Below are 24,096 nucleotides of genomic sequence, written 5' to 3'. Positions count from 1 at the left end.
CGCTCTACTGATCGAGGGGGCATCGTGAGCGCGACCCGGATCGAAACCACGGCGTACGGCGCCGCCGCGCTGGAAAAGCTCGGCGCGGTCGTGGCCGCACTGAAGGCCGACGACGCGATGAAGCCCGTCACGCTGCTCCTGCCGAACAATCTGGCAGGCGTTACGGCACGGCGGTTTCTCGCCCGTGGCACCATCGGCGCGCTCTATCTGGCGACGTTGCCACGTTTGGCCGAGCAGCTCGCCGCGAGCGCCCTCGCCCCCAGACGACCTGCCACTCGCCCGATCGTGGCAGCCACCTGGCGTACTGCGCTGTCCAGCACTCCCGGTGTCTTCAAGGCCGTCGCCGATCACCCGTCCACCATCCAAGCGCTTGCTGCAGCCCACCGCGAGCTGCGCGACCTCACTCCATCGGCCCTCGACCGAGTGTCCTCAACCTCGACCCTCGGGCCCGATCTCGTCGGGCTTCATCGCCAGGTGACAGACCAGCTGCTCCCGAACTGGTATGACGAGACCGAACTGCTGCATGCCGCCTCGGCCCGTTGCGAGCCTGGCGTGGTCGCAGAGCTCGGCGCCTTGGTCCTGTATCTCCCACAGGAGCTGACGCAAGCCGAGGCCGGCTTCGTTTCGGCTCTCGGTGACGCGGCCGCCGACCTGACGGTGATCGTCGGCCTGACCGACGTCCGCCGTGCGGATCGCGCGGTCCGGCGGTCGCTGGAGCGGATCGGGATCGATCTGCCGACCTCGATCTCCAAGAACTATCCGGTCGCGACGGAGGTACTGAACGCTTCCGACGCCGACGACGAGATCCGCTGTGTCGTCAGGGATGTGGTCGCTTCCTTGAAACAAACGCCTGCTCATCGCATCGCCGTCCTGTACTCCGCCTCAACGCCGTACGCGCGGTTGCTGCACGAGCAGCTGACCGCGGCCAAGATCGAGGTCAACGGCCCGGGCACGCGTCCTGTGCACGAACGAGCAATCGCCCGTACTTTGCTCGAAGTGCTCGCGCTCGTCGATCACGACCTGCCGCGTGCAGACCTGTTCCGCGCGCTGGCGAACGCGCCGACGCGCGACTTCACCGGCGAGCGAATCCCTGTGCCGCAATGGGAACGGCTCTCGCGAGTGGCCGGCGTCGTCCGCGGTGATGACTGGGACGAGCGGCTTCGGCGCTATGTCGAGTCGGAGCGCCGTACGGCTGAGCAGGAGCAAGCCTCGGGCGACCCGCTTACTGGGGTGGTCCGGCGCGCGCAGTACAACGCGGGCAACGGGCAGAAGCTGCACGAGTTCGCGGTGGAGCTTCGGCGGCGGTTGATCGGCGCCTCACAGCTGGGGACTTGGTCCGAGCTGGCGCAGTCGGTGCTCGGGCTTTTCCAAGCGCTGCTGGGCGATACGTCCGCTTTGCCGATGGAAGAGCAGTACGCGGCGGTCGCGGTCGAGGGGTCGCTGCGTGGGCTGTCCACGCTGGATGAGCTCGGGACCCCGGCCAGCTTGGCTGTGCTGCGGGACGTGCTCGACCTCGAGTTGCAGCAGTCGTTGCCGCGGGTCGGGACGTTCGGCACCGGCGTACTGGTGGCGCCGTTGTCGGCCAGCGTCGGCCTGTCGGTGGATCTCGTCTTCGTGGTCGGGCTCTCGGAGGATCTGTATCCCGGCAAGGTGCACGAAGACGCGCTGCTCCCCCACCGGGTGCGCGAGGCGGCCGCGCCGGAGCTGGCGTCGTTCCGCGACCGGCTCGACGAGAAGCAGCGACATCTGCTGGTCGCCTTCTCCGCGGGCGCTTCTCGCGTGGTCGCTTCCTTTCCCCGTGGGGATCTGAGGCGATCGAGCCGGCGGCTTCCCACCCGCTGGCTGCTCGGCACGTTGCGCTCGCTGACCGGTGACCACGCGATGGCCGCGACGGAGTGGGACCGGGCGGCGTACGGCGATCGCATGCTGACCTCGGCGTCGTACGCAGGATCGTTGACCACGGCAGCTATGCCGGCCACCGAGCAGGACTGGCGGGTGCGTGCGTTGACGGCCGGGGTGACGCTGGACGACGACGTGGCCGATCGGGCTCGGGTGCTGCTGCGTGCCCGTGCTGGAGACGAGTTCACTCGTTTCGACGGGAACCTGTCCGGCGTACCAGGATTGCCGGACTACGCCCGGGAGGACCGGATCGCGTCTCCCACGTCGCTGGAGTCGTATGCGAGCTGCCCACACGCCTACTTCGTCGGGCGGTTGCTGCAGGTGGAGCCTTTGGAAGCGCCGGAAGACCTGCTGGTGATTTCTCCGATGCAGGTCGGCAACCTGATCCACAACAGCCTCGACGCCTTCGTGAGCCGGTTGGGCGGTTCTCTGCCAGGCTTCGGTGAGCCGTGGACGGAGGAACAGCGGTCTCTGCTGCTGACGATCGGAGCTGATCAGGCCGACAGGTTCGAGGCGGAAGGGCTGACCGGGCATCCACGGTTGTGGCAGCGTGAGCGGATGCGAATCCTGGGTGATCTGCTGGTGTTGCTCGCCGATGACGAGCATTGGCGTGCGGAGCACGACGCCTCGGTCGTGGCGAGTGAGCTGCGCTTCGGGTACGACGGCGAGCCGCCGGTGGAGATTCCGGTGCCGTCCGGGCGGGTGCTGCTGCGTGGTTCCGCCGACAAGGTCGACCTCGGCAAGGACGGCACGCTCTACGTCACGGACGTGAAGACCGGCGGCTTCTCGCGGTACGAGGCGATCGAGTCCGACCCGGTCGCGGCCGGCACGAAGCTGCAACTCCCGGTCTACGCGTATGCCGCCCGTGCCCGGCTCGGCGAGACGTCGACGCCGGTCGAGGCGTCGTACTGGTTCGTCCGCAAGGGCGGGCGCAGGATTCCCGTCCCGCTGACCCCTGAGGTCGAGGCTCGGTACGTCGACACCCTGGACGTGATCGTCTCGTCGATCGCCGCGGGCCACTTCCCTGCCAAGGCACCTGAGATTCCCGACTTCCTCTGGGTGCAATGCCCGTACTGCAATCCCGACGGGATCGGGCACAGCGAAGTACGGGCTCGCTGGGAGCGCAAACGCCACGACCCGGCACTCGCGCGGCTGGTCCAGCTGATAGATCCCAACACCGCACCGCTGACCTCTTCCGGGTCACCTCAGGAGGTGCGGAGCGATGTCTGAGCTTCTGGACGCTGCTGCCCGTGAGCGCATCCGCTCCGATACGTCGTCCACGCTCTTCGTCGAGGCCGGCGCGGGGTCGGGCAAGACGCATGCGCTCGTCGAGCGCGTCATCACGCTGGTACTGCGCGACGGCGTACCACTGAGCACTATTGCGGCGGTGACGTTCACCGAGAAGGCTGGTGCGGAACTGCGCGACCGGTTGCGCGTGGAGTTCGAGAAGGCGAGGAAGGGGCCGAGCCGGGCTGCTGCGGAGGATGCGCTGGAAGATCTGGACTCCGCATCGATCGGAACGCTGCACTCGTTCGCGCAGCAGATTCTGCTCGCCCATCCGATCGAAGCCGAACTGCCGCCGCTGATCGACGTACTGGACGAGGTCGGCTCCTCGGTCGCGTTCGAAGAGCGCTGGTCCGAGCTGCAGCAGCAGTTGCTGGACGACGACTCCATTGCCGAGCCGCTGCTGCTGGCGATGGCCGTCGGGGTGGAGCTGAAGCACCTACGATCACTGGCCCGCCTGTTCGGCAACGACTGGGACCTGATCAGCGATCGCGTCCTGGTCGACCCGCCCGAGCTGGTCACGATGCCGGACCTGGACGGCCTGATCGCCGCGGCCGCGCAGATCGGCGCGATCGCCGCCGACTGCCTCGACGCCGACGACCGGATGCTGCCGAAGATCCACCGCATTCGCGATCTCGGTCTGATGCTCGGTACCGCGACCGATCCCGAGACCCAGCTGGCCGTCCTGCACAACCTGCGGACTCTGAAGGTCGGCCGGGTCGGCCGCAAGGAGAACTGGCCCGACATCACCAAGCTCCGCGCCGACTGCTCGGAGGTCGTCGACGTCGCCAACTCCCTGGTCGACCTCCTCCTAGATGCTTGCCTACGGCATCTTTCGCACTGGCTGGCCGTTCGTGTCCTCGAGTCAGCGCGTCTACGCCGCCTGGCCGGCCGCCTCGAATTCCACGACCTGCTGGTCCTCGCCCGCGACCTCCTCCGCCGCAACCCCGCCGTCCGGTCAGCTCTCCAGGAGCGCCACCGGCACCTCCTCCTGGACGAGTTCCAGGACACCGACCCCATCCAGATCGAACTCGCCGTCCGCATCGTCGGCGGCGCCCCAGCCGACGCCCCCGACTGGCGCGATATCGAGGTCCCCGATGGCAGCCTCTTCGTAGTAGGCGACCCCAAACAGTCGATCTACCGCTTCCGCCGAGCCAACATCGCCACCTACCTGACCGCCCAAGACCTCCTGGGCGACACAGTCACCCTCACCACCAACTTCCGCACGGTCCCCCACGTCCTGCACTGGATCAACGCCGTCTTCAGCACCCTCATAACCCCCGAACCTGCCGCCCAGCCCACCTACCACCCCTTAACTCCCCACCGCCCACCCCTGACCCCGTCCACAGCCCCCGCTCTGACCACGTCCCCAGCCCCCACCGCACCCCCAGCCCTGAACAACCCGAGCTCCGACACCTCGCCTACCCCGATCACGCCTAACTCCAGCGATTCAGCCGCTCCAAACCCCCACCCCACCTCACCTACCGGCACCCCAACCCCAGTCAGCGGCGACCAGCTCTCCATCCTCGACTTGCCGGACGACGTACCACCCGACCGCACCCACCTAGCCACGGTCATCCCACTCCACCCGCCACTTCCCCCGCCCCCCGCGCTCCCTGACACCACCCCAACCAACAACCACGGACCCGACCCGACGAACCACCACAACGCCGACGCCACCACTCACACCCCCACCGTCACGATCCTCGGCGCCACCCCCCACGACGACCTCCCCCGCGCCCAGGCCTCCGTCCTCCGCGAACGCGAAGCTGCCGACGTAGCCGCCGTCATCCACCAAGCCCTCAACAACTGGCAGGTCTACGACGACAAGACCGCCACCTGGCGTCCAGCCGGTCCAGGCGACATCGCCGTACTGGTCCCCGCCCGCACCTCACTCCCCTTCCTCGAAGAAGCTCTCGACCGCGCCGACCTCCCGTACCGCGCCGAGGCCAGTTCGCTGGTCTACCAAACAGCAGAGGTCCGCGATCTGCTCGCCTGCGCCCGCACTCTCGGCGACCCCAGCGATCAACTCGCCTTGGTCACCACCCTCCGCTCACCCCTCTTCGGCTGCGGCGACGACGACCTCTTCACCTGGAAGCGATCCGGCGGTTCCTTCAACCTCACCGCCACAGTCCCCGACGCCCTCCTGACCCACCCTGTCGGTGAAGCAATGGAGTGGCTCCGCCGCACGTACAACGCCTCCCGCTGGCTCACCCCCAGCGAGGTACTGGCCAAGATCGTCGCCGACCGCCGCATGCTCGAAGTCGCCGCCACCGGCCCACGCGCCCGCGACACCTGGCGCCGAATCCGCTTCGTCGTCGACCAAGCACGCGCCTGGTCGGAGGTCGAACACGGTGGCCTGCGTTCCTACCTCGCCTGGGCCGCGCACCAGGGCGAAGAAGCCTCCCGCGTCGCCGAGGCGATCCTCCCCGAGACCGACACCGACGCCGTACGGGTGATGACGATCCACGCCGCGAAGGGCCTCGAGTTCCCGATCGTCATCCTCTCCGGCATGACGGCCGCCCCCAACCGCCAACGCGGCGTCCAGGTCATCTGGCCGACCGACGGCGGCTACGCGGTGAAGCTCAAGTCTTCCGTCCAGACAGAAGACTTCGATCTCGTCCAGCCGGTCGACGAGCAGATGGACGACTACGAACGCCGCCGCCTGCTGTACGTCGCCACCACCCGCGCCCGCGACCACCTGGTCGTCTCCCTGCACCGCTCCGGCTCCCGCCGCCACTCCAGCAATGCCGAACTCTTCGCCTCCGCCAACGCCACCACAGCCACAAACCCCATTCTCTTCAACGGCCCGGCCATCACAGCATCCCTCGACGCCCCAGCTAGCACCGCCAAGGTCCGCCCGCCACTGAACCGCGCCGAGTGGGAAGCGCGGATCACCGAAGCCCGCCAAGCCAGCCGCAAACGTTCTGCCCAGAGCGCCTCCGGTCTGGAAGGCACTGGCCCCGACGTCGCCCTCCAAGGCGCAGACCCCGGCGCAGCCAAAGCCGCCCGCGATGTCGAACTGCCGCCTTGGTCCAAAGGCCGCTACGGCACCGCCATCGGCCGCGCCGTCCACGGCGTCCTTCAGGTCGTCGACCTCGCCACGGGCGCCGACCTCGACGCAGCCGTCTCCGCACAGTGCCTGGCCGAAGGCGTAGTCGAGTACGCCGACGTCGTCAGCGCTCTCGTCCGCTCCGCCCTCTCCTCAGAGGTAGTCCAACGAGCAGCAGCCCGCGAACACTGGCGCGAGTCCTACGTCGGCACCCTCCAACCGGACGGCACCGTCCTGGAAGGCTTCGTAGACCTCATCTACCGAGAAGACGACGGCACCCTGATCATCGTCGACTACAAAACCGACACCATCCCCGCAGCAGCCCTGGGCGCCCGCATCGCCCACTACGCCCCTCAACTCCACACCTACACAGACCTGCTCCCCAACACAGGCCGCCCAGTACTCCTCTTCCTGGCCCCCACCACAGCCCACGCCCACCAGCTCTAACTCAGTTGCCCACGGCACGCCACGTCAACCGTCGTCGACTCCACACCGAGCCACCACGACTCTTCAACTTCGGGCGCATCCGCAACTACGGCCTGAGCCCGTACATGCTGCACAATCCCACCGGCAACCGCACCGCATGCTCTTTCACGTAGTGCTCAAGCCCTTCCGGTCACGGGTGACCATGTCCGTCAGCTCCAGAGATCCGTTGCGATTCCCCCAGAATCTGCACTCGGACTGCCCGAGGTAGGCACGCGCCACGAGCCCCTGCCTCAGCTACAGCCGTGTCGATCCGCTCATCGTCATCCCACCTCGGATCCACGAACTCCCGCACATCCGGCCGCTCACCGCCCCCGGGCCCAGTGACCAATCCGAGTCACCCGCACGACAGCCTGCTTTCGCCTTACTACGAGAGTCCCCGGGCAATTGCCTTCATCCCACACCTGCTACGAACTTTTCCGCGTCAGTCTTCGGCGTCCGCGAGACCGTATGAGTGCCTTCGAAGCATCCGAAGACATTCATCGTCCGCAGCAGCGATGGGCAAGTCAGGGTCCATCGGGCAGCCGAAAGCGCCGTCGTCTGTCATCCACGCCAGCACGCCTCCCGACATGCAAGCCGGTTCGAACAGCAAGGGCGGATCGCAGAACGGCATCCCCTCAGCCCCGATCCATGCAACCCGGCACCCACCAGCGATCACAGCCTCGAAGGTCGCTCGCACCGCGCCTTCAAACTGATCCTTAACCGGCCACACACTGACCGGCACCTCCCACATCGGCACCTCCCAGGTCCCGCCGACCAAGGTGAACTCGGCGACCTCCCCCGCGACATCCCAGACGCCGAACGGAAACTCCGGCCGCCGCGATCCTCGCGGAGAGAGCCCATAGACGATCAGCCCGGACGTCTCCTCACCACCAACGACGACAACCAGCGATTCGCGAGCAGCACGCACCACCACCACCGAAGTACCGCCAACACCACCCGCTGCCCCCACCGCCTCGTCCCAAAGGAGTCGGAGACGACTTTTCAGGTAGCCCAGCATGAACCTTCCCCCTCAGCCTCATGCTATTGGTGCCGATTCGGCGGTGCGCGCAGCCTCAGAAGCCACTCAAGCACTCACTCAGATGATCTTGTGCCTTCCGGCTCGGCTCCAAGCAGCACGCTAATCTGCAGCCTCCGACTCACCGAGAATGCTTCGCCGGTCCTCCTCGAACACCGCGACCGCAGCAGGCTCGTCGTCGAAATACTGTTCCCAGAAGCCCGGCACCAGCCAGCGAGGCGGAGCAAGGCGAAGAGTCCCTCCTTCTGAGATTTGAGCGACCCAGGCCGCGGGGATGGCCGGATCCGTCGTCTCGAACATCTCCGAATCCCAGAGCCCAGGTACTTCATCACCCAGATCGACTCGCATGGAGAACCTGCGCTCCGGCGAGGCGTCCACCTCGAGAACGGTGTACTCCTGCCCAATCCTTATCCAAGGACTTTCAGCGACTGGCTCCAAGGTCGCCGGATTAGTGATCGACACACACCGAACCTTCATTCTCACCTCGCTACATTGAGTACTACCTTGTAGTCGGTATCATAATGCACTCGACCGGTCACTGGATTGTAATAGAAATGCACTTGAAACGGACCTTGTGAACTTCTATAGGTCCTTGTTGAATACTTTGCCCAATCATTTATATCGCTACCGTCACCAACCAACGCTTCGCGAAGTTGCGTATTGCCAAGCTTGTTGGCCGCAATAATCCGAGTCGATTCTTCGATCGCTTCGGCCTTGAGATACCCGGCATCAGTGAAGACATTTCTACCCTCTGAACCCCATAGCTGATTCGACAGACCACGTCGCGTGGCGTTGTTGCGAGCCGAGTCCGGCCCTAAGCGCGCTGCTCGAGTCACCGCGTCAGCTCTTGCTCGTCCAATCGCTGGGAAGCGGCTTGCCACTACCCCGACGGCTATGTCGGCGGCCAGGGCTGAGCAGTTGCCTTTGACTACGCAGGCTTCTGCGGAGAGGACGCCGGCGGTGCCGGCGGAGAGTACTCCGGTGGCGGCGGAGACCTGGAGGAAAACTGGGATGGCGGGGGCGCAGGCGCGGACGAGGGTGCAGGTTACGGCGCCGGCCAGGGCTGCGGTTGAGGTCCAGCCGGACATGGTGGAGACGTCGGTGAGGGTGCCTTCGATGTCGTCGAGGCCTTGGAGGTCGTTGTTGGAAATGGGGTTGCCGGCCGCGTAGGCGTAGGGCTGGGAGCTGCCGCCTTGGTCTGGGGAGAGGAAGGTGGCGGTGGCCGGGTTGTATTCGCGCTGGCCCATCAAGTAGTTGCCATTGGGCAGCTCGAGGGCGCCGGCATACGTTGGTGCGGTGGGCTTGGGATTGTCGTCTGGTGCTTGGCGGGGGGCGCCGTACGGCTCGTAGTGGTGGTGGGTCAGCGACTTGCCGCTGGTGGCGACGAGGGAGCCTGTCCGGCCCGAGAGCAGCTCGCTGGTTATGCCGCCGGTGGGCGCCGCACCGCTAGTGGTTTGGGCTATGAGGCCGGCGCCATAGCTGTAGCGCTGGGTGGTTTTGCCGGTAGCGGTTTGGAGGATCTGCGGGGACAGCGGGTCCCAGAGATAGGCGGTGGTCCGGGAGCCGGTGGTCGAGGTGGCTCGGCGGCCGTCGCCCGTGTGGGCGTAGGTCGTCGTCCCACTGGCGTTGGTGGAAGACGTGGGTTTGCCGGCGGCGTTCCAGGCGTACGTCGTGGTGCCGTCGGAGGTGACGTTGCCGTCGGGGTCGTAGCTGTACGAGCGGCCCGTCGGCGGGACGCGTGGGTAGTCCTTCGGAGCGGCGATTGAGGCGAGTAACTCGCTACCTGGACCGTAGAGCGACCAAGTGCTGCCGTTGGGGCGGTTCTCCCAGGTACGGTTGCCAGCACCGTCGTAGGCGTAGCGGATGTAGTCGGTGGCCTCGGCCGAACACTTGTCGGCTGTGTAGCAGACCTCGGTCAGTCGGTTGAGCGGGTCGTAGGTGTAGGCGGTCGATCCGGTGATCGAGTCATTCGAGCGGACGAGATTGCCGGCCGGGTCGTACTCGGAGGTCACCTCGCGCAGGCTCTTGGCCGCCTGGGTCAGCTTCAGGGAGGACTCGCGCTCGAGTGCGTCGTACGAGCGGGTCTCCGTCAGACCGCTGGATCGCTTGACGGTGGCTGATCCGCGCGCGGCGTCGTAGCTGTACGAGGCCAGAGTTTTGCCATCGACCTTCGCCGAGCTCAGCCGGTCGGCGAGGTCCCAGGAGTAGCTCTCCGTGTGTCCCGCCGCTGTTCGCGAGGTCAGATTGCCGACGGGATCCCACTGGTAGGCGATCGTCGCGCCCGGGCGGGTAACCGAGCTGAGGCGATCGAAGGGGTCGTACCCGAACCTGGTGGTGCCGAGGGCGTCGGTCATCGACGTTCGGCGGCCCACAGCATCCCAGGCGAACGAGACCGGCGGGGTCTTGTCGGAGTACTCCAGTTTGGTCATCGCGCCGCGGGCATCCAGGGTGAATGACGCGGTCTTACCCGAGGGAAGGGTCGTGCGAACGAGACGACCGGACTTGTCGTAGGCGAATTGCCAGGTGCCCTTGCCATAGGTCGTCGCCGTCGTCCGGCCTGCCCCGTCATACTCGAAGGTCTGGGTGCGTCCACTGGCGTCGGTGTGCTTGGTGACCCGGCCAGCCGCGTCGTATTCGGCGACGACCTCCGGCAGGGATGAATCAGGGCCCTTGATCCCCACCAGTTGATCCGCGTCGTCGTAGCGGAACTGCGACACTCCACCGCGCGGATCGGTGGCCGAGGCAAGAAGCCCTCGATCGTTGTACGTCCGCTTGGACGTGACACCCAGCGGTCCACGCTGTTCGAGCAACTGGCCGTCGGCCGAGTAGACATGAGCGGTGCTCTGCCCGCGTGACGACGTGGTCTTGGTCGGGCGACCCCAGCCGTCCACCTCGTAGCTCTCCACCCGCCCGGCTGGATCGGCCACTCGGAGGAGATCGCCGTCGGCAGAGAAGGTGAACCGCGTGACCCGGCCCAACGGATCTCGCACTGACGTGACCAGACCGCGCTTGTCGTAGCTCGCACTGGACGTCTGGCCGGCAACGGCGGTGGTCAGCAGGTTGCCCCGCGGGTCATAGCCGAAAGTGGTCTGCCGGCCGATCGGGTCCGTGGTGGCGACGAGGTCGTTCGAAGCGTTGTAGCTGTACCGCGTGACGTTGCCTGCGGCATCGGTCGAAGCGGTTCGGCGACCTAGTCCGTCGTAGGAATGGCGCGCCCCGTGACCGAGGCCGTCGAAGACGCGAATGAGATTGCCGGCGGAGTCGTAGTGGAACGTCACGGTGGCGCCGGTCGGGTCGACCTGACGCACCAGCCAGTTGAGCTCGTACTCGTTGATCCATTTGCCGCCGGCCGGATCGGTCATCGTGGACGTGCCGCGGATGCCGGCCGGCTCCCAGAGCCAGGTTGTCTTCCCACCTTTGGCGTCGGTCTGGCTGATCACCCGACCATCGGCGTCGTACTCGGTGGTGAGCGTGGGCTTCGTCGCCGAGCCAGAAGTCTGAGTCGCGAGCCGCCCAGCGCCGTCGTACCCGAAGGTGAGCTTCGAGCCGCCCGGAGACGTAACCGACGTCAGACGACCATCGGTGTACCCGTAGCTGACGCTGCGGGACTCGGCACCAGGAGCGATGAGGGCGATGGCCGTGAGCAGGCCGCGGTCGTCGTACGCGTATTTCAGAGCTCGCCGACCGTTCGCCACGGAAGCGACGCGCCCGTCCGACCGCTCGACCGTGACTCCCTGGCCGTTGCGGTCCAGCACGGACAGCAGGTCACCGGTCGCGGAGAACCGCATGCTCATCTGGTCATAGCTGGTCAGCACATAGCCGGCACCGGCTTGAGCCAGGGTGAAACGAGCCGCCCCCGGTTCCACCACGAAGGCGCCCCGGCGCCGGCTGAATCCGATCTCGCGGCCGTCCGATGCGAGGTAGGTCGCGGAGTTACCGGTCAGTGCCAGACGATCAGAGAACGAGGGTTTCCAGCCCGGCCCGAGCGGCCCGGTGGCCGAGTCGTTCGAGTTGTAGGTGCGGGCGGCCGTCAGCGGGACGCCGGGGCCAGGAAGTGTCGCGTCGGTCTCGACTGCGGCCAGGGCGCCGGTCAGGGAGTTCACCGGGTCGGACTGCATGGCGAAGGGCCCGAAGAGTCCTCGAGCTTGTTTGTCGGGCAAGGTGAAGCCCGGCGCACCCGCGTAAATGTTGACGTACCCGCCGGTGGATCCTTTGCCGTTGGTGAGCGTGGCGCTCAGAAGCCCAGGTGACGAGGGCATCTTGCAGTCGAGTGGCAGAGCAACCGTCCAGGTGAGGGACTGCGTTCGTGCAGGCCTCGGTTTCGCATGGTTCGTGCAGGGCCAGACGCTGACCTGCCAGGTGCGGGCATCGGTCAGCTTGATGACGCAGATACTCGCGGCCGGCGCGAACGTCCGCGCCTTGAAGGTGAAGGCCTGGCCTGTGCCGGCGTGGCCGAAGCCGCCGTCGTTGGCTATCTGTGGGCCCTTGGTCAGCAGTTCGCCGCTGGCGGTGATGCTCACGTCGACGTGGATGCAGGTGCCGTCTTCGGCGTGGGCGGCGGTCGGTTGTTGAGTGCCGCTGAGCGGGCTGAGGAGGAGAAGGGTCAGGAGCAGGAGGAGGCAGCGTCGGGAACGGGACATTTTCGCCTCCTGTCGATGAGAGCTGGTGACAGAGAGTTTATGGGCCTTCGGAGCGCTGTGGGGGTGGGTGGTTACAGGGTGTGGATAACTGGGGATGCACCCTGTGCGGGAGTGGGGGCGGGCGTCCCCTACGATTCACCGCATCCGGATGTAGCTCGGATTCGAGGTCGGATCGCTCACTCCGGCTGGCGGGTCTGCCACGAAGAGTGTGAGGGTGTGGCCATGAACATCGGTAGTCGGAAGATCGTTGTGGACGAGGCCATCGCGCAGCTGCGGCTGTACGCCGAGACGAACGGCGCGGTGCTGAAGTACTACGACGGTCTGCCCGGGATGACGAACGTCGGCGGCTCGGAGCCTGATCGGGTCACGCTCGAGGACCTGGCCCGGACGCAGGTGGCCGGCGCCGACCTGCGCGCGGCCGACATCCCCTGGCTGATCGAGGTGGACGCGGACAAGGAGTTCGCCGCGGTTCCCGTCGACGCGAAGCTGGAGGATGCCGCGCCCGGTACGCCCCTGTTCGCCGCGGCCACCGAGCTGGACGAGAAGTTCAGCGGTCATCGCGGCTTCGGTCACGCGAAGAAGGCCAAGCTGCTGCACCTCAAGCGGCCGTTTCTCTTCCCCGTCAGCGACAGCTTCATCCGGATGACCTACAGCGAGGCGTCCGCCGGCCCCGATTTCCTGGCCGCCGTGCACCGCGACCTGGTCAACCCGGCCAACGTTCGCGACTTCAAGCTTCTCCAGGTCCGCCTGATCGCCGAGCCGCCCACCTCCGCCGCCCGCATCCTGGCCGAGGCGCCGACGCTGCGACTGCTCGACATCCTCGCCTCGCTGCTGGGCGAGGCCAAGTAGCTCCCCGAGCCTCGCTGCGGTCGCAGCGAGGCTCGTTGGCTAGAGGATGCCCAGGCGGGCCAGGGGCTCGACGAGTTCTCTCTCCTCGTAGGAGAGGTGAGAGAGCAGGGTGTCTTCCAGCAGGTCTACCGCGGTCCGCAGGGTGTCGATGGTGGCGGAGCCGTCCACTAGCGCCACGAGCGCCTTGTCGATGCCTTCCAGCACGTCGTGGATGACCAGGTGCTCCTCCTGGAGGCGGTCGACTACTGGTGCGAGGGCCGGGTCGGACCGCCGGAGACGTGGGAAGAGGGAGGCGTCTTCGATCGAATGGTGCGTGGTGACGAGGCGGCAGTAGGACTCGCAGTACGTGCCTAGGGTCCAGTTGTTCTGGCGCATGGTCATCGTGTTGATGTGCGAACGCGCCTGGCCGACGCCGATGGAGCCGGCTGCTACTTGCTCCACCAGGTCGCGGATCTGGTCGAGTTCGGCTCGCAGGTGGTCGTGCACCTGAATCAGGTGGCCGCCTGACGCCAGTTGCTGCGGTGAGTACACGCGCGTGGGGTCCAAGGCTGGGCCGGTCGGGCGGGCTGACTCGTCCCACGGCTGTACTGCGCTGCGCCGGGTCGTCGGAGGTGGAGTCGGTACGAGGCTGAAGTTGCCGCGCCCTTCAATGGAGGCGCCACTGGGCGCACTGGAAGGCGAGTCGCTCCCAGCCAAGCTAGAGAGGGCCCCGGGAGCACCGGCGCCCGCAGTACTGGCGGTTGCAGCGCCCGGAGCAGTGGCGCCCGCAGAAGCAGCGGCCGCAGCAGTCGAGCGACCGGCCGCAACCGACTCCCGCACCGCAACAGCGACCTCGGCGAAGCGGCGGATGTCGTCCGGATCGTCCGAGCCAAGGATGTAGGTGCTCATGCCCTCGGTGAGAGTCAGTTCGGTGAGCTGCTCGACCCACAGGTCCTCAGGGCCTTGCAGAAACCCGCCGTGACCGTCGAAGCGGCCAGACAAGTTGTACAGGCGTCGTACTGCGGACGGGTCTCGGCCAGCGGCAACAGCTGCTTCGTCGATGGTCTTGTTCATCGCCGTGAGCTCCTCCGGCGGCGCATAGGCACTGGACGGCAACCACCCGTCAGCAAGCCGCCCGGTGACTGCCAGCATGCGCGGCTTGTAGGCACCCAGCCAGATCTGTACGTCGTGCGCCGGCGCCGGCCCGCGCTTGGCTCCCGCCACCGTGTAGTGCTTGCCCGCGAGCCGGATGCCGCCGCCACTGGAGGTCCAGACCTCCCGGATGATCGCGATGGCTTCTTCCAGCGCAGTGATGCTCTCCCCTGCCGTCAACTGGGGACCGGCGTTAGCCGCGACCGCCTCCAAGAACCCGCCAGCGCCGAGACCGAGCTCCACCCGCCCGCCGGTGATCCGGTCGAGGGTGGCGACGCTACGAGCCAGCACGACCGGATGGCGCAGCGGCAGGTTGGCGACGTTGGTGGAGACCGACACGGTCTGCGTCTGAGCCGCGATGACGGACAGCAGCGTCCATGCATCGAGCAACCGCGGCTGGTACGGGTGGTCCTGCACGGTGACCAGGTCGAGCCCCACCTGCTCGGTCAGCTGCGCCAGCGCGATGACCCGCTCGGGATCCTCGACCGCCGGTGTCAGGAACGTACCGAACACCAACTCGTGCCCGTAATCCATGCTCCACCTCTACCCCAAGTAGTTCGTGCCACGTAATATTGACTCGACGAACAAATTACTTCGTGACACGAACAATCACAAGGGGAGCCGCCGTGAAGGAGACCCTGGGCGCCGCCAGCGGGCTGGTCCGGATGACGTTCCTGGTGCAGAATCTGTACGCCGAGGTCGGCCGCAGTCTCGATCTCACCGCTGCCCAGGCCCAGATGCTCTGCTCCCTGGCCGATCGCTCGATCGGCATGGCGGAGCTGTCGGGCATGCTCTGCCTGGAGCGGTCCAGCCTCACCGGCCTGGTCGACCGCGCTCAGCAACGCGGTCTCGTGATCCGGGAGAACGACCCGCACGACCGCCGCGCGGTGAAGGTCACGCTGACCCCGGAGGGCTCCAAGGCCCTGCACAGCTTCAACGACCAGCTCACCGAGCGGCTGGACAAGCTCCTCGCCGAATTGCCGGCCACCGAACGCGACAAGTTCGCGAAGACGCTGAACCGCGTCATCGCCTCGACCGGTTAGGGCGACCCAGGGCCGGCGAAGTCACCGACAACCTCTGAAAACGCTTCCTCCAGTTCCAACCGACGACCTACCTCGTACTGCGCAGCAAACCCATCTCCGCCCAGCACATCCCGAGCAGCACGCGTCGCCCGCTCTATGTCGCCCTGCTCGGCAGCAGCAACCCCGTAGCCCTCCGCAGCCCGTACTGCGGCCGCCACGCCCAGCAGCCGCGCAGCGACGGCCTTGTCGTACACACACGCCGCGAGGCCCTCCAGTGCCCAGCACATCCCTCGTCGCGACTCGTGGTCGCGCGAGATCCGGTATGCCTCGGCATGCGACGCCCTGGCACGCTCCAGCTCGCCCTGCAGCTCCAGCGTGTACCCGAGTTCCTGCAGCACGATCGACAGATACAGCACTGGCTCGTCCTGCTTGCGAGCCGCATCGACCATCGCCTGCAACTGCAGCTCCGCAGACTCCAGCTCACCCGACCGCCGAGCAGCGAACCCCAGCACGATCTCCGCCAGTGCCTGAGCCGACCGGTGCCCCTGCTCTGTCGCCAGCCGCAGCGCCCGCTCGCCAAAGGCCTTCGCCTCGGCATACGCCCCTTGCCGCAGCGCGGTCCACCCGAGCCAGCCGAGTTCACCGGCGACCTCAGGCCAGAGATCAAGCGCCTCCGCCATCTGCAGCGCCTCCGTATGGAGCCGCGTAGCTTCGTCCAAGTCGCCCGTCATCTCAGCAAGCGCACCGAGCCATCCAATGGCTTGCAGCTGACCCCAGCGGTCACCCAGCACCCGGAACAGCCGAGCACTCTCGACTGCATCGCTCTCCAGTGCCTTGAAATCAGCACGGACGTGGGCATGCTTCGCCCGACCCGCCAACGCAGCCGCGATGCCCCACTGATCGCCAGTAGCCTCGAACTCCGACAGTGCCCGCTCCAGCTGAGCCAAGCAAGGGGCAAGGTCACCGGAATCGCTTGCATTGAAGGCGATCCACCACTCGGCCCGGGCATCGACCACACCGACACGATCGCGCACGGCAGCCGCACTCACATCCCCTTGTGCGTACAGGAAGCCCGCCAGCCAAGCCGTTGCCTTCGCGGACGACGGCAGCGCCTCCAACGATCGCCTCGCCTCAGTGAACCGCCCACGCAAGAACCAGTACCAGGCAAGCGCATCCGCCAACCGCTCCGCCAGCAACAGCTCCCCGTTAGCCACAGCGCCGTCGAAGGCACTCCGCAAGTTGCCGGCCTCGTCATCCAGCCGCTGCAGCCAGCTACCTTGCTCCGGCCCGGTCAGGTGGTCCCGAGCCGCCTCCGCCAACTCCACGTAGTACAGGCGGTGCCGCTGCTTCACAGTCTCCAGTTCGCCGACCGCCCGCAGCTTGCCGACGCAGTACTCCGCCACCGACTCCAGCAACCGGTACCGCGGACCGTCGACGCCATGCACCGAGACGACCAGGGACCTGTCGACCAGCCGCATCAACACGTCCAGGACGTCGACCCCGTCCTCACAACACACCTGCTCGGCTGCCTCCGCAGTACAGCCATCCACCTGTACTGCGAGCCGCCGCAACACCGCTTGCTCCGACGGCGCCAGCAGGTCCCAGCTCCAATCGATCATCGCCGTCAAGGTCTGCTGCCGAGGCGCTGCACCGCGATGCCCGGTCGCCAGCAGTCGGAACCGGTCATCAAGCCGAGCAACCAACCCCTGTACGCCGAGCGCCCGCACTCGCGTCGCAGCCAGCTCCAGCGCCAGCGGTATCCCATCAAGTCGCCGGCAAAGCACTGACACCGCAGCCGCAGACCCTTCATCCAGCGAGAACCCACGATCCGCAGCAGCCGCCCTAGCGACGAATAGCTGCACAGCAGACGACGCCTGCAGGTCGGGTAGCGCAGCAGCCACCTCAGGCACCTCTAGCGGAGGCACACTCCAAACCGCCTCGCCCGTAAGCCCCAGCGGCTCCCGACTGGTCGCCAGTACTCGCAGCCCAGGCGCGGCAGCCAGTAGCTCGTCTGCCAGCGCAGCTGCGGCCTCTACTACGTGCTCGCAGTTGTCGAGCACCAGCAGCAACTTCAACGGCTCCAGCGCCGCCGCCAGCACACCAGAGCCAGCTCCGGCCCCGACCGAGTCCCGCAGATCCAACGCCGCCTGGACCAGATCTGCGAGCGAGCCGGCCACGTTTAGCGCATCAGGAGCGACCGCTGCCAACTCGACGAGGAACACCCCGTCGGGGAAGCGCCCGGCAAGTCCGTCGGCGGCAGCAAGTGCCAACCGCGTCTTGCCCACTCCCCCAGGACCCGTCAGCGTGACCAGCCGATCGGCGTACAGGCGGCTCTGGATCTCTACCAGCGCTTCGCCGCGACCGACAAGCTCGGTGAGCTGCGCGGGCAGGTTGCTGCGACGCCGGACCTGTTGCAGCTCCTGGGTCAGGATGGACTGCTGCAACGCCACCAGCTCAGGCGTGGGATCCAATCCCAGCTCGTCCGCCAGCAGACTCCTCAGCTGCTCGTAACTCTCCAGTGCCTCGCTCTGTCGACCAGCGCGGTACAGAGCCTTCATGTGCACCGCACGGAGCCGCTCCCGCAGCGGGTACTCCACCAGGAGGTCAGCCACCTCACCGATCAACGCACTGTGGTCCTGCCGCGATTCGAAGTAGTCCTCGGTCGCTGTGAGCCGCTGCTCGCTCAGTCGTGCCACTGCCGTCTCCACGAACGCCTCGTCCGAGAAGTCCGCGTACGCCGGTCCGCGCCACAACGCGAGCGCCTCCACGAGTCGCCCGTGCTCCAGGTGGGCAGCAAAGGTCAGTGCGTCGTACGAGCCGCTGTCGACCTTCAGTGAGTATCCGGCCGGCCCGGAGACGACCAGTGCGCGGCTGCCAGGCTCGGCGTCCTCGAAAGCGCGCCGGAGCTGCGACACCTTCGCCGACAGCGTCCCGGCCGGGTTGCCCGGGAGGTCGTCGCCCCAGAGGTCGTCAATCAATCTGTCGGCCGGCACCGGCCGTCCCTCGTGCACCAGCAGGTCAGCCAGCAGCGCACGCACTTTCAGGCCGGGGACGGTGACCGGCTCGCCACTGTCCGTCCAGGCCGTCACCGGACCGAGCACCCCGAAACGCATGGCCGCACTCTAGCTTTCCGACGGTTTCCGGCTGCTGAGCCGAAGACCGGAAAGAAACCGTAAACCCGCTCAGGCAGAGTCGTCCTCAACAGCAAGGAAGCAACAACGAGGTAGCAAGGGAGGTGAGCGACAGATGCAGCTACGACTCGCAGTGATCATCGGCAGCACCCGCCGGGGACGCTTCGGGCCGACAGTGGCCGACTGGTTCGCCAGGCAGGCCGCCAAGCGCGCCGACCTTGACGTAGACGTAGTCGATCTGGCCGCAGCGGACCTGCCTCAGACACTGTCCGACACAGACGAGCCCACGCCGACCGAGGTCGCAGTACTGGCTCCACGACTCGCTGCGGCAGATGCCTTCGCAGTAGTCACTCCGGAGTACAACAGCAGCTTCCCGGCCCCACTGAAGACCGCACTCGACTGGTACTACGAGGAGTGGCACGCCAAGCCGGTCGCGATCATCGCCTACGGCCGCGAGACAGGCGGCCTGTACGCCGCCGCGCAGCTTCGGCAGGTCTTCACGGAGCTCCAGGCGGTCGCGATCCGCAACACCGTCAGCCTGCCTTGCTACTGGGAACAGTTCGCCGCCGACGGCAGCTGGCCCCGCCCCGGCTCCGGCTACGACGCCTCGGCCAAGACCACGCTCGACCAGCTCGTCTGGTGGGCGCAAGCACTCCGCGACGCCCGCACCAAGCAGCCCTACCGATCCTGACAACACACCAGAGAGGCAAGAACCATGCGCAAGCTGATCGAGTCCACCTTCGTCACCCTCAACGGCAGCATCTCCAACCCGCAGGACTGGAGCGGACCGTACTGGGACGAAGAGCACTTCGGCTACTCCGGCAAGCTGATGGAGACCACCGAGGCCCTGCTGCTCGGCCGGGCCACCTACGAAGGCTTCGCCGAGGCCTGGTCCGGCCGGGACGGCGAAATGGCCGACACCTTCAACCAGATGCCGAAGTACGTCGCCTCCCGCACGCTGACCGACACCACCTGGAACGCCAAGCTGCTCGAGGGCGACGCGGCCGACGCCGTCCGGCGGCTCAAGGAGGAGGACGGCGGCGACCTGCTGAAGTTCGGTACCGGGTCGTTCTCCGCGACGTTGCTCGAGCACAAGCTCGTGGACGAGTACCACTTCTGGGTCTTCCCGGTGCTGGCCGACGGTGACCAACTGTTCGCCGAGTCGCAGCTCGGCATCAACCACCTCGAACTGCTCGGCACCACCACGTTCAAGTCCGGCATCGTCGTCCACAAGCTGGCGCCGAAGGCCTGAGCCGCGCAGTACCGGCAACGCCCGGAGCCCTCGTCGAGGGTTCCGGGCGTTTCGTCGTTTCGGAGTGGGTACCAAAGTGACTTACTCAGAAGGGACTTGAGAACCGATGGGAACCGTCATCACCATCATCATCGTCCTGGTCGTACTCGCCGCCGCGGCGGCCCTGTACGCGTACCAGCGGCGCCGGACCGCCCAGCTCCAGGAGCGGTTCGGACCGGAGTACGACCGCACGCTCGAACAGTCAGGTGACCGCAAGGAAGCACTGCGTGACCTTCGCGAGCGCGAACAGCGCCGCGCCAAGCTCGACGTACATCCACTGAGCGGTGAGTCGGCCGAACGCTACCGGGCGGAGTGGAGCGGGCTGCAGCAGAGCTTCGTGGACGCACCCGGTGACGCCGTCGCCCAGGCGGATCGGCTGGTCCTGCGGATGATGCGCGAGGCCGGCTATCCGGTCGACGACTTCGACCAGCGCGCCGATGACATCTCGGTGGACCACCCCGAGGTCGCGCAGAACTACCGCAAGGCGCACAGCGTCGCAGTCGCCCAGACCCAGGGCCCGGTCGACACCGAGGACCTCCGCCAGGCGGTCACCGCCTACCGCCGGCTGGTCGTCGTCCTCCTCGAGAACCCCGCCGACCTGAACGGCCACACCGAAACCAGGGAGCAGTCATGACCACCCCCTACCCCACCGACAACGACCGCAGCCAGCACGCGGACCCGCTCGACCGTACTGCGGGCGGCGACGCCCTCGACCGTCCGTCGAACGGTGACTCGCTGGACCGAAGTACTGCGGCCGACCACGCTGCGGACGGCGAACGTCCGGCGTACACCGTCGACCAGGTCGGGGACGACCAGGCACCGCTCGACACCGTCACGGATCCCGTCACCTACCCGGCCGATGTCGAGCCGGCCGGCAACGATCACGTGTCAGCCGACACCGCCGACACCGCCCCGGCGAACGCCGCAACCGCAGACCCCGGCTCGACGAACGCTGTATCCGCAGGCGCCTCAGCCGCACCCACAGGCGCAGCAACGTCGTCCACGAGCGCCGACGAGCCGCTGGTACCCAGCGCGGAGGCCGTCGACTTCAAGGCCCGTTGGGACGTGGTCCAGCAAGGTTTCGTCGACGACCCGCGTACTGCGGTCACCGACGCCGACAAGCTGGTCAGCGACGTCCTGGAGCGGCTCTCCGCCACCTTCGACCAGCAGCACCGCGACCTCGAAGGCCAATGGTCGGACGGCGAACCCTCCACCGAGGACCTCCGCTCCGCCCTGCAGAAGTACCGCGCCTTCTTTCAGCGTCTGCTCACCATCTGACCGTCGCAAGTACCAGCGCCAGCCGCCTTGCCCAGCGACCCTGATGTCGCCGGAGCAAGGCGGCAAGTGCCGGTTCTTGCGACGGCCCGGCACTATGGGGGCATGAAGCTGCCGTGGCTGGGATTCGTCGCTCTGGTCCTCACCGCGGCCGTCGGCTGCTCCTCCACGCCGACGGCCGACCCCGCCCCGAGCGCCCCGCCTCCCACAACGAGTAGCACGCCCAGCAACACACCGTCGGCGTCCACTACGTCGCCGCCGCCTGCCAGCAGCCCACCGAGCGCCACCCCAGCGGCGCCTGCGAACCCGGTCTCCCTCCAAGCGCAGATCGCGAAGAAGTACGACGGCCGCGACCTCCGCCTGGGCCGCGTCATCACCCGCACCGACGCCTATACCCGGTACTTCGTCACCTACGCCAGCGGCAAGCTGCGGATCTCGGGCATCCTCAACGTCCCGACCACCCCGGGCCGCCACCCCGCACTGGTCCTCAACCACGGGTTCATCGACCCCGCCGTCTACACCAACGGCCGGGGCCTGATGCGCGAGCAGGACTACCTCGCCCGCCGCGGGTACGTCGTACTGCACACCGACTATCGCAATCACGCGCAGTCGTCCAAGGATCCGCAGAACGACGTCAACCTGCGCATCGGCTACACCGACGACGTCATCAACGCGGTACTGGCACTGAAGGCGTCCCCGTACGTCGACCCGCAGCGAGTCGGGTTGTTCGGGCGGTCGATGGGCGGCGGCATCACCTACAACGCGCTCGTCGCCCAACCCGGCCTCGTCAAGGCAGCCGTGGTCTACGCCTCCGTCAGCTCCAACGCCGTCGAGAACTTCAACCGCTGGACGCGACCGGACACCAGGACCGCGGCCGCCGTCATCCGCGCGCACGGCGAGCCCGCCAAGAACCCGGCCTTCTGGCGCAACATGTCCGCGGTCAACTTCTTCGACCGGATCACCGAGCCGCTGCTGATCCAGCAAGGCCTCGCCGACTCCACCTGCCCGCCCGTCTGGGCGCAGCAGACCTATGCCGCCTTGAAGAAGGCCGGCAAGGACGCCACCCTCTACACCTATCCAGGTGAGGAACACGCCTTCGCCGCCGCCTGGCCGACCTCGATGGCCAGAACCGTTGCCTTCCTCAAGAAACAGGGCGTCTGACGGTGACCCGAGTGCTCGGTGTCGACGCCTGCAAGGCGGGCTGGGTCGGCGTACTGCTCAATGACGGTGAAGTCAGCGCGTTCGTGGCCGGCAGCATCGATCAGCTGGTCGCACAAGCAGGTTCGCCGGAATCGCTCGACGTCATCGGGGTCGACATGCCGATCGGCCTGCCCGACACCGCTCCCCGCCAAGCCGACCTGCTCGCCCGCTCGGCGATCGGCCGGCTCTCCTCGTCGGTTTTCACCACCCCCGTACGAGCCGCGCTGCTGGCCCCCAGCCACGCGGACGCGGTGGTCGTCAACCGCGAACTCACCGGCCAGGGCATCTCGATCCAGGCCTACGGACTCCGCGGCAAACTCTTCGAGATCGACAACTGGGCCCGGCGTTCCGACTCGCTGGTGGTCGAGGTCCACCCGGAGGTCAGCTTCGCCCAACTGGCCGGCGCTCCCCTGACAGTCCGCAAGTCCACCTGGGCCGGAGCCGAACGGCGGCGCGCCCTGCTCGCCGAGGCCGGTATCCCGCTGAGCGGCGAACTCGGCCTGGCCAACCAGGCCGTCGGCGTCGACGACGTACTCGACGCCGGCGCCGCCGCCTGGTCGGCCCTCCGCGTCGCCCAAGGCCTCGCCATCTCCCTGCCGAGCCCACCCCAAACCTTCGCCGACAGCTGGCCTGCCGCGATCTGGGTCTAGGGCAGCTCCCATTCGTCGTTGCGCAGTTGGAGAATCGCCCACCCCACCGCGGCGAATCCGGCAGCCTGCAAGCCCCACCCGACCAGATCGAGGGTGTGGTTCGGAACGATGACGGCGGCAACGATATGGATGGGCTGCGACACGATCACCGCGACCGCCGCCCACCGAGCCGTCACCTGAGCTCGCCAGATCGCGACGCCGAGCAGGATGGTGCCGATGACGTGTCCCAGGACGAACAACACCTCAGCGATCCCACTCGCCGGATGCGCCGCCTCGGCAATCCGGGTGAGTGCGCTCGCGTCCAGGCCGGCCTCTGCTCCCGACCAGAGAAGCTGATCCCCACCGGCGAGCCAGCTGAGCGACAGGTAGCCCGGGATCAGCAGGGCCAGCGCGACCAGGGTGAGCTTGGGTGCCCGTCGGCGGGTCAGCTTGCCCGCGGCGTACGCGCCCGGCACGAGTGTCAGGATCGCGACGAGCCCGAGCCACAACACTGCCGAGGCGCGACCCGGCTCGGCGATCGCCTTGGCAGCGATCGTGGCTGTGTCGTCCACCGTGTCGTACGGCAGGACGTAGCGCAGTACTGCGACAGCGGCCGGCCCGATCGGCAACACGATCGCGGCAACCCAGCGGCTTAGCGCGCGGGTGTCCGTCACGGGCGCAGTACGAGCGGCCGTGGTGGTCATCGCACGCCTGCCAACTGACGCGCGGGAAGCAGCAGCATCGCAGTACCGAGGCCTGTCAGTACCAGGAACAGCGCGGCGACCCCCACAGCTGCTGCAGGCACGCCACCTGCGAAGAACGCCGGTACTGCGCTCAGCGCCGCCACCACTCGCAGCACGATCAACGGAACCACCGCACGCCGCTCACCTCGCCAAGCGAGCCCGACCAGGATCAGGCTGACCAACCCGAGCGCAGACGCGATCAGCGCGATCGACATCGGCGGGTGCTCGCCGTCGGTCAGCAGCGGCGCCGCCAGATCTCCCAGCGACAACAGCCCGAGGATGACCAGCCCCGCCCGAAACCTACGATTCATCTCGCAACCTCCCCTGTACTGCGGCCCGTTCGGGCCAACTCCCCAACCCTCAACGGTTCAGCGATCCCAGCGCCTGGGCTCTCGACCACGGATCGCCGGGAAATCGCCCGGTGAACCCAGGAACGCGATCCCGAGACA

At 67.2% G+C, this 24,096-nt stretch carries 17 protein-coding genes; 10 read left to right on the top strand and 7 right to left on the bottom strand.

Annotation, left to right across the window (positions count from 1 at the left end):
- Positions 1 to 24: 24 nt before the first annotated feature.
- Positions 25 to 3,129: a PD-(D/E)XK nuclease family protein gene (locus OX958_RS13805; RefSeq protein WP_270137764.1), complete on the top strand. Its 3,105-nt coding sequence runs from the start codon at positions 25 to 27 to the stop codon at positions 3,127 to 3,129.
- A complete protein-coding gene (locus OX958_RS13800; RefSeq protein WP_270137763.1) occupies positions 3,122 to 6,682 on the top strand; it encodes a UvrD-helicase domain-containing protein in 3,561 nt (1,186 codons plus the stop codon). Before OX958_RS13805 ends, OX958_RS13800 begins: the two co-directional genes overlap by 8 nt.
- A gap of 460 nt (positions 6,683 to 7,142) precedes the next feature.
- Here OX958_RS13800 and OX958_RS13795 read toward each other — a convergent pair whose 3' ends face one another.
- From OX958_RS13795 to OX958_RS13785, 3 genes are all read right to left on the bottom strand, one after another.
- On the bottom strand, positions 7,143 to 7,718 hold the full coding sequence (locus tag OX958_RS13795) for a hypothetical protein (RefSeq protein WP_270137761.1): 576 nt from the start codon (positions 7,716 to 7,718) through the stop codon (positions 7,143 to 7,145).
- A 120-nt stretch (positions 7,719 to 7,838) separates the two neighbouring features.
- Positions 7,839 to 8,198 carry a hypothetical protein gene (locus OX958_RS13790; RefSeq protein ID WP_270137759.1) on the bottom strand — a complete coding sequence of 120 codons (360 nt, stop codon included), beginning with the start codon at positions 8,196 to 8,198 and terminating at the stop codon, positions 7,839 to 7,841.
- Between the two features lie 17 nt (positions 8,199 to 8,215).
- On the bottom strand, positions 8,216 to 12,376 hold the full coding sequence (locus OX958_RS13785; RefSeq protein ID WP_270137757.1) for a DUF6531 domain-containing protein: 4,161 nt from the start codon (positions 12,374 to 12,376) through the stop codon (positions 8,216 to 8,218).
- A 222-nt stretch (positions 12,377 to 12,598) separates the two neighbouring features.
- On the opposite strand from OX958_RS13785, the gene OX958_RS13780 reads away from it, so the two are divergent.
- Entirely contained in the window at positions 12,599 to 13,225 is a 627-nt protein-coding gene (locus OX958_RS13780; RefSeq protein ID WP_270137755.1) for a DUF6308 family protein, read from the top strand.
- Positions 13,226 to 13,264: 39 nt separating this feature from the next.
- Here OX958_RS13780 and OX958_RS13775 read toward each other — a convergent pair whose 3' ends face one another.
- Positions 13,265 to 14,890 (bottom strand): LLM class flavin-dependent oxidoreductase, encoded by a 1,626-nt coding sequence (locus OX958_RS13775; protein ID WP_270137753.1) that lies wholly within the window; start codon positions 14,888 to 14,890, stop codon positions 13,265 to 13,267.
- A 92-nt stretch (positions 14,891 to 14,982) separates the two neighbouring features.
- Here OX958_RS13775 and OX958_RS13770 point away from each other — a divergent pair, with 92 nt between their 5' ends.
- Positions 14,983 to 15,399: a MarR family winged helix-turn-helix transcriptional regulator gene (locus OX958_RS13770; protein ID WP_270137752.1), complete on the top strand. Its 417-nt coding sequence runs from the start codon at positions 14,983 to 14,985 to the stop codon at positions 15,397 to 15,399.
- Here the strand turns inward: OX958_RS13770 and OX958_RS13765 are convergent.
- Complete coding sequence (locus OX958_RS13765; protein WP_270137751.1) at positions 15,396 to 18,491, bottom strand: BTAD domain-containing putative transcriptional regulator; 3,096 nt, start codon at positions 18,489 to 18,491, stop codon at positions 15,396 to 15,398. The genes OX958_RS13770 and OX958_RS13765 overlap by 4 nt on opposite strands.
- 133 nt (positions 18,492 to 18,624) lie before the next feature.
- Here OX958_RS13765 and OX958_RS13760 point away from each other — a divergent pair, with 133 nt between their 5' ends.
- The 6 genes from OX958_RS13760 (at position 18,625) to OX958_RS13735 (ending at position 22,925) form a co-directional block, all read left to right on the top strand.
- The gene (locus OX958_RS13760; RefSeq protein WP_270137749.1) at positions 18,625 to 19,200 is read left to right on the top strand and encodes an NADPH-dependent FMN reductase; all 576 of its coding nucleotides are present in this window, start codon (positions 18,625 to 18,627) and stop codon (positions 19,198 to 19,200) included.
- A gap of 24 nt (positions 19,201 to 19,224) precedes the next feature.
- On the top strand, positions 19,225 to 19,761 hold the full coding sequence (locus OX958_RS13755; RefSeq protein ID WP_270137747.1) for a dihydrofolate reductase family protein: 537 nt from the start codon (positions 19,225 to 19,227) through the stop codon (positions 19,759 to 19,761).
- Between the two features lie 106 nt (positions 19,762 to 19,867).
- Positions 19,868 to 20,434 (top strand): hypothetical protein, encoded by a 567-nt coding sequence (locus OX958_RS13750; protein WP_270137745.1) that lies wholly within the window; start codon positions 19,868 to 19,870, stop codon positions 20,432 to 20,434.
- The gene (locus OX958_RS13745; protein WP_270137743.1) at positions 20,431 to 21,078 is read left to right on the top strand and encodes a hypothetical protein; all 648 of its coding nucleotides are present in this window, start codon (positions 20,431 to 20,433) and stop codon (positions 21,076 to 21,078) included. Before OX958_RS13750 ends, OX958_RS13745 begins: the two co-directional genes overlap by 4 nt.
- Before the next feature lie 102 nt (positions 21,079 to 21,180).
- On the top strand, positions 21,181 to 22,236 hold the full coding sequence (locus tag OX958_RS13740; RefSeq protein WP_270137741.1) for an alpha/beta hydrolase family protein: 1,056 nt from the start codon (positions 21,181 to 21,183) through the stop codon (positions 22,234 to 22,236).
- 2 nt (positions 22,237 to 22,238) lie between these two features.
- Complete coding sequence (locus tag OX958_RS13735; protein WP_270137739.1) at positions 22,239 to 22,925, top strand: DUF429 domain-containing protein; 687 nt, start codon at positions 22,239 to 22,241, stop codon at positions 22,923 to 22,925.
- On the opposite strand, the gene OX958_RS13730 is transcribed toward OX958_RS13735, so the two are convergent.
- Positions 22,922 to 23,608, bottom strand: coding sequence for a hypothetical protein (locus OX958_RS13730; RefSeq protein ID WP_270137737.1), 687 nt, complete (start codon positions 23,606 to 23,608; stop codon positions 22,922 to 22,924). The genes OX958_RS13735 and OX958_RS13730 overlap by 4 nt on opposite strands.
- Positions 23,605 to 23,958: a hypothetical protein gene (locus OX958_RS13725; protein WP_270137735.1), complete on the bottom strand. Its 354-nt coding sequence runs from the start codon at positions 23,956 to 23,958 to the stop codon at positions 23,605 to 23,607. The genes OX958_RS13730 and OX958_RS13725 overlap by 4 nt, the downstream gene beginning before the upstream one ends.
- Between the last annotated feature and the right edge of the window lie 138 nt (positions 23,959 to 24,096).

This window comes from Kribbella sp. CA-293567 (genome assembly GCF_027627575.1).
Classification (GTDB): Bacteria; Actinomycetota; Actinomycetes; order Propionibacteriales; family Kribbellaceae; genus Kribbella.
This window is presented reverse-complemented; position numbering and strand designations above follow the sequence as displayed.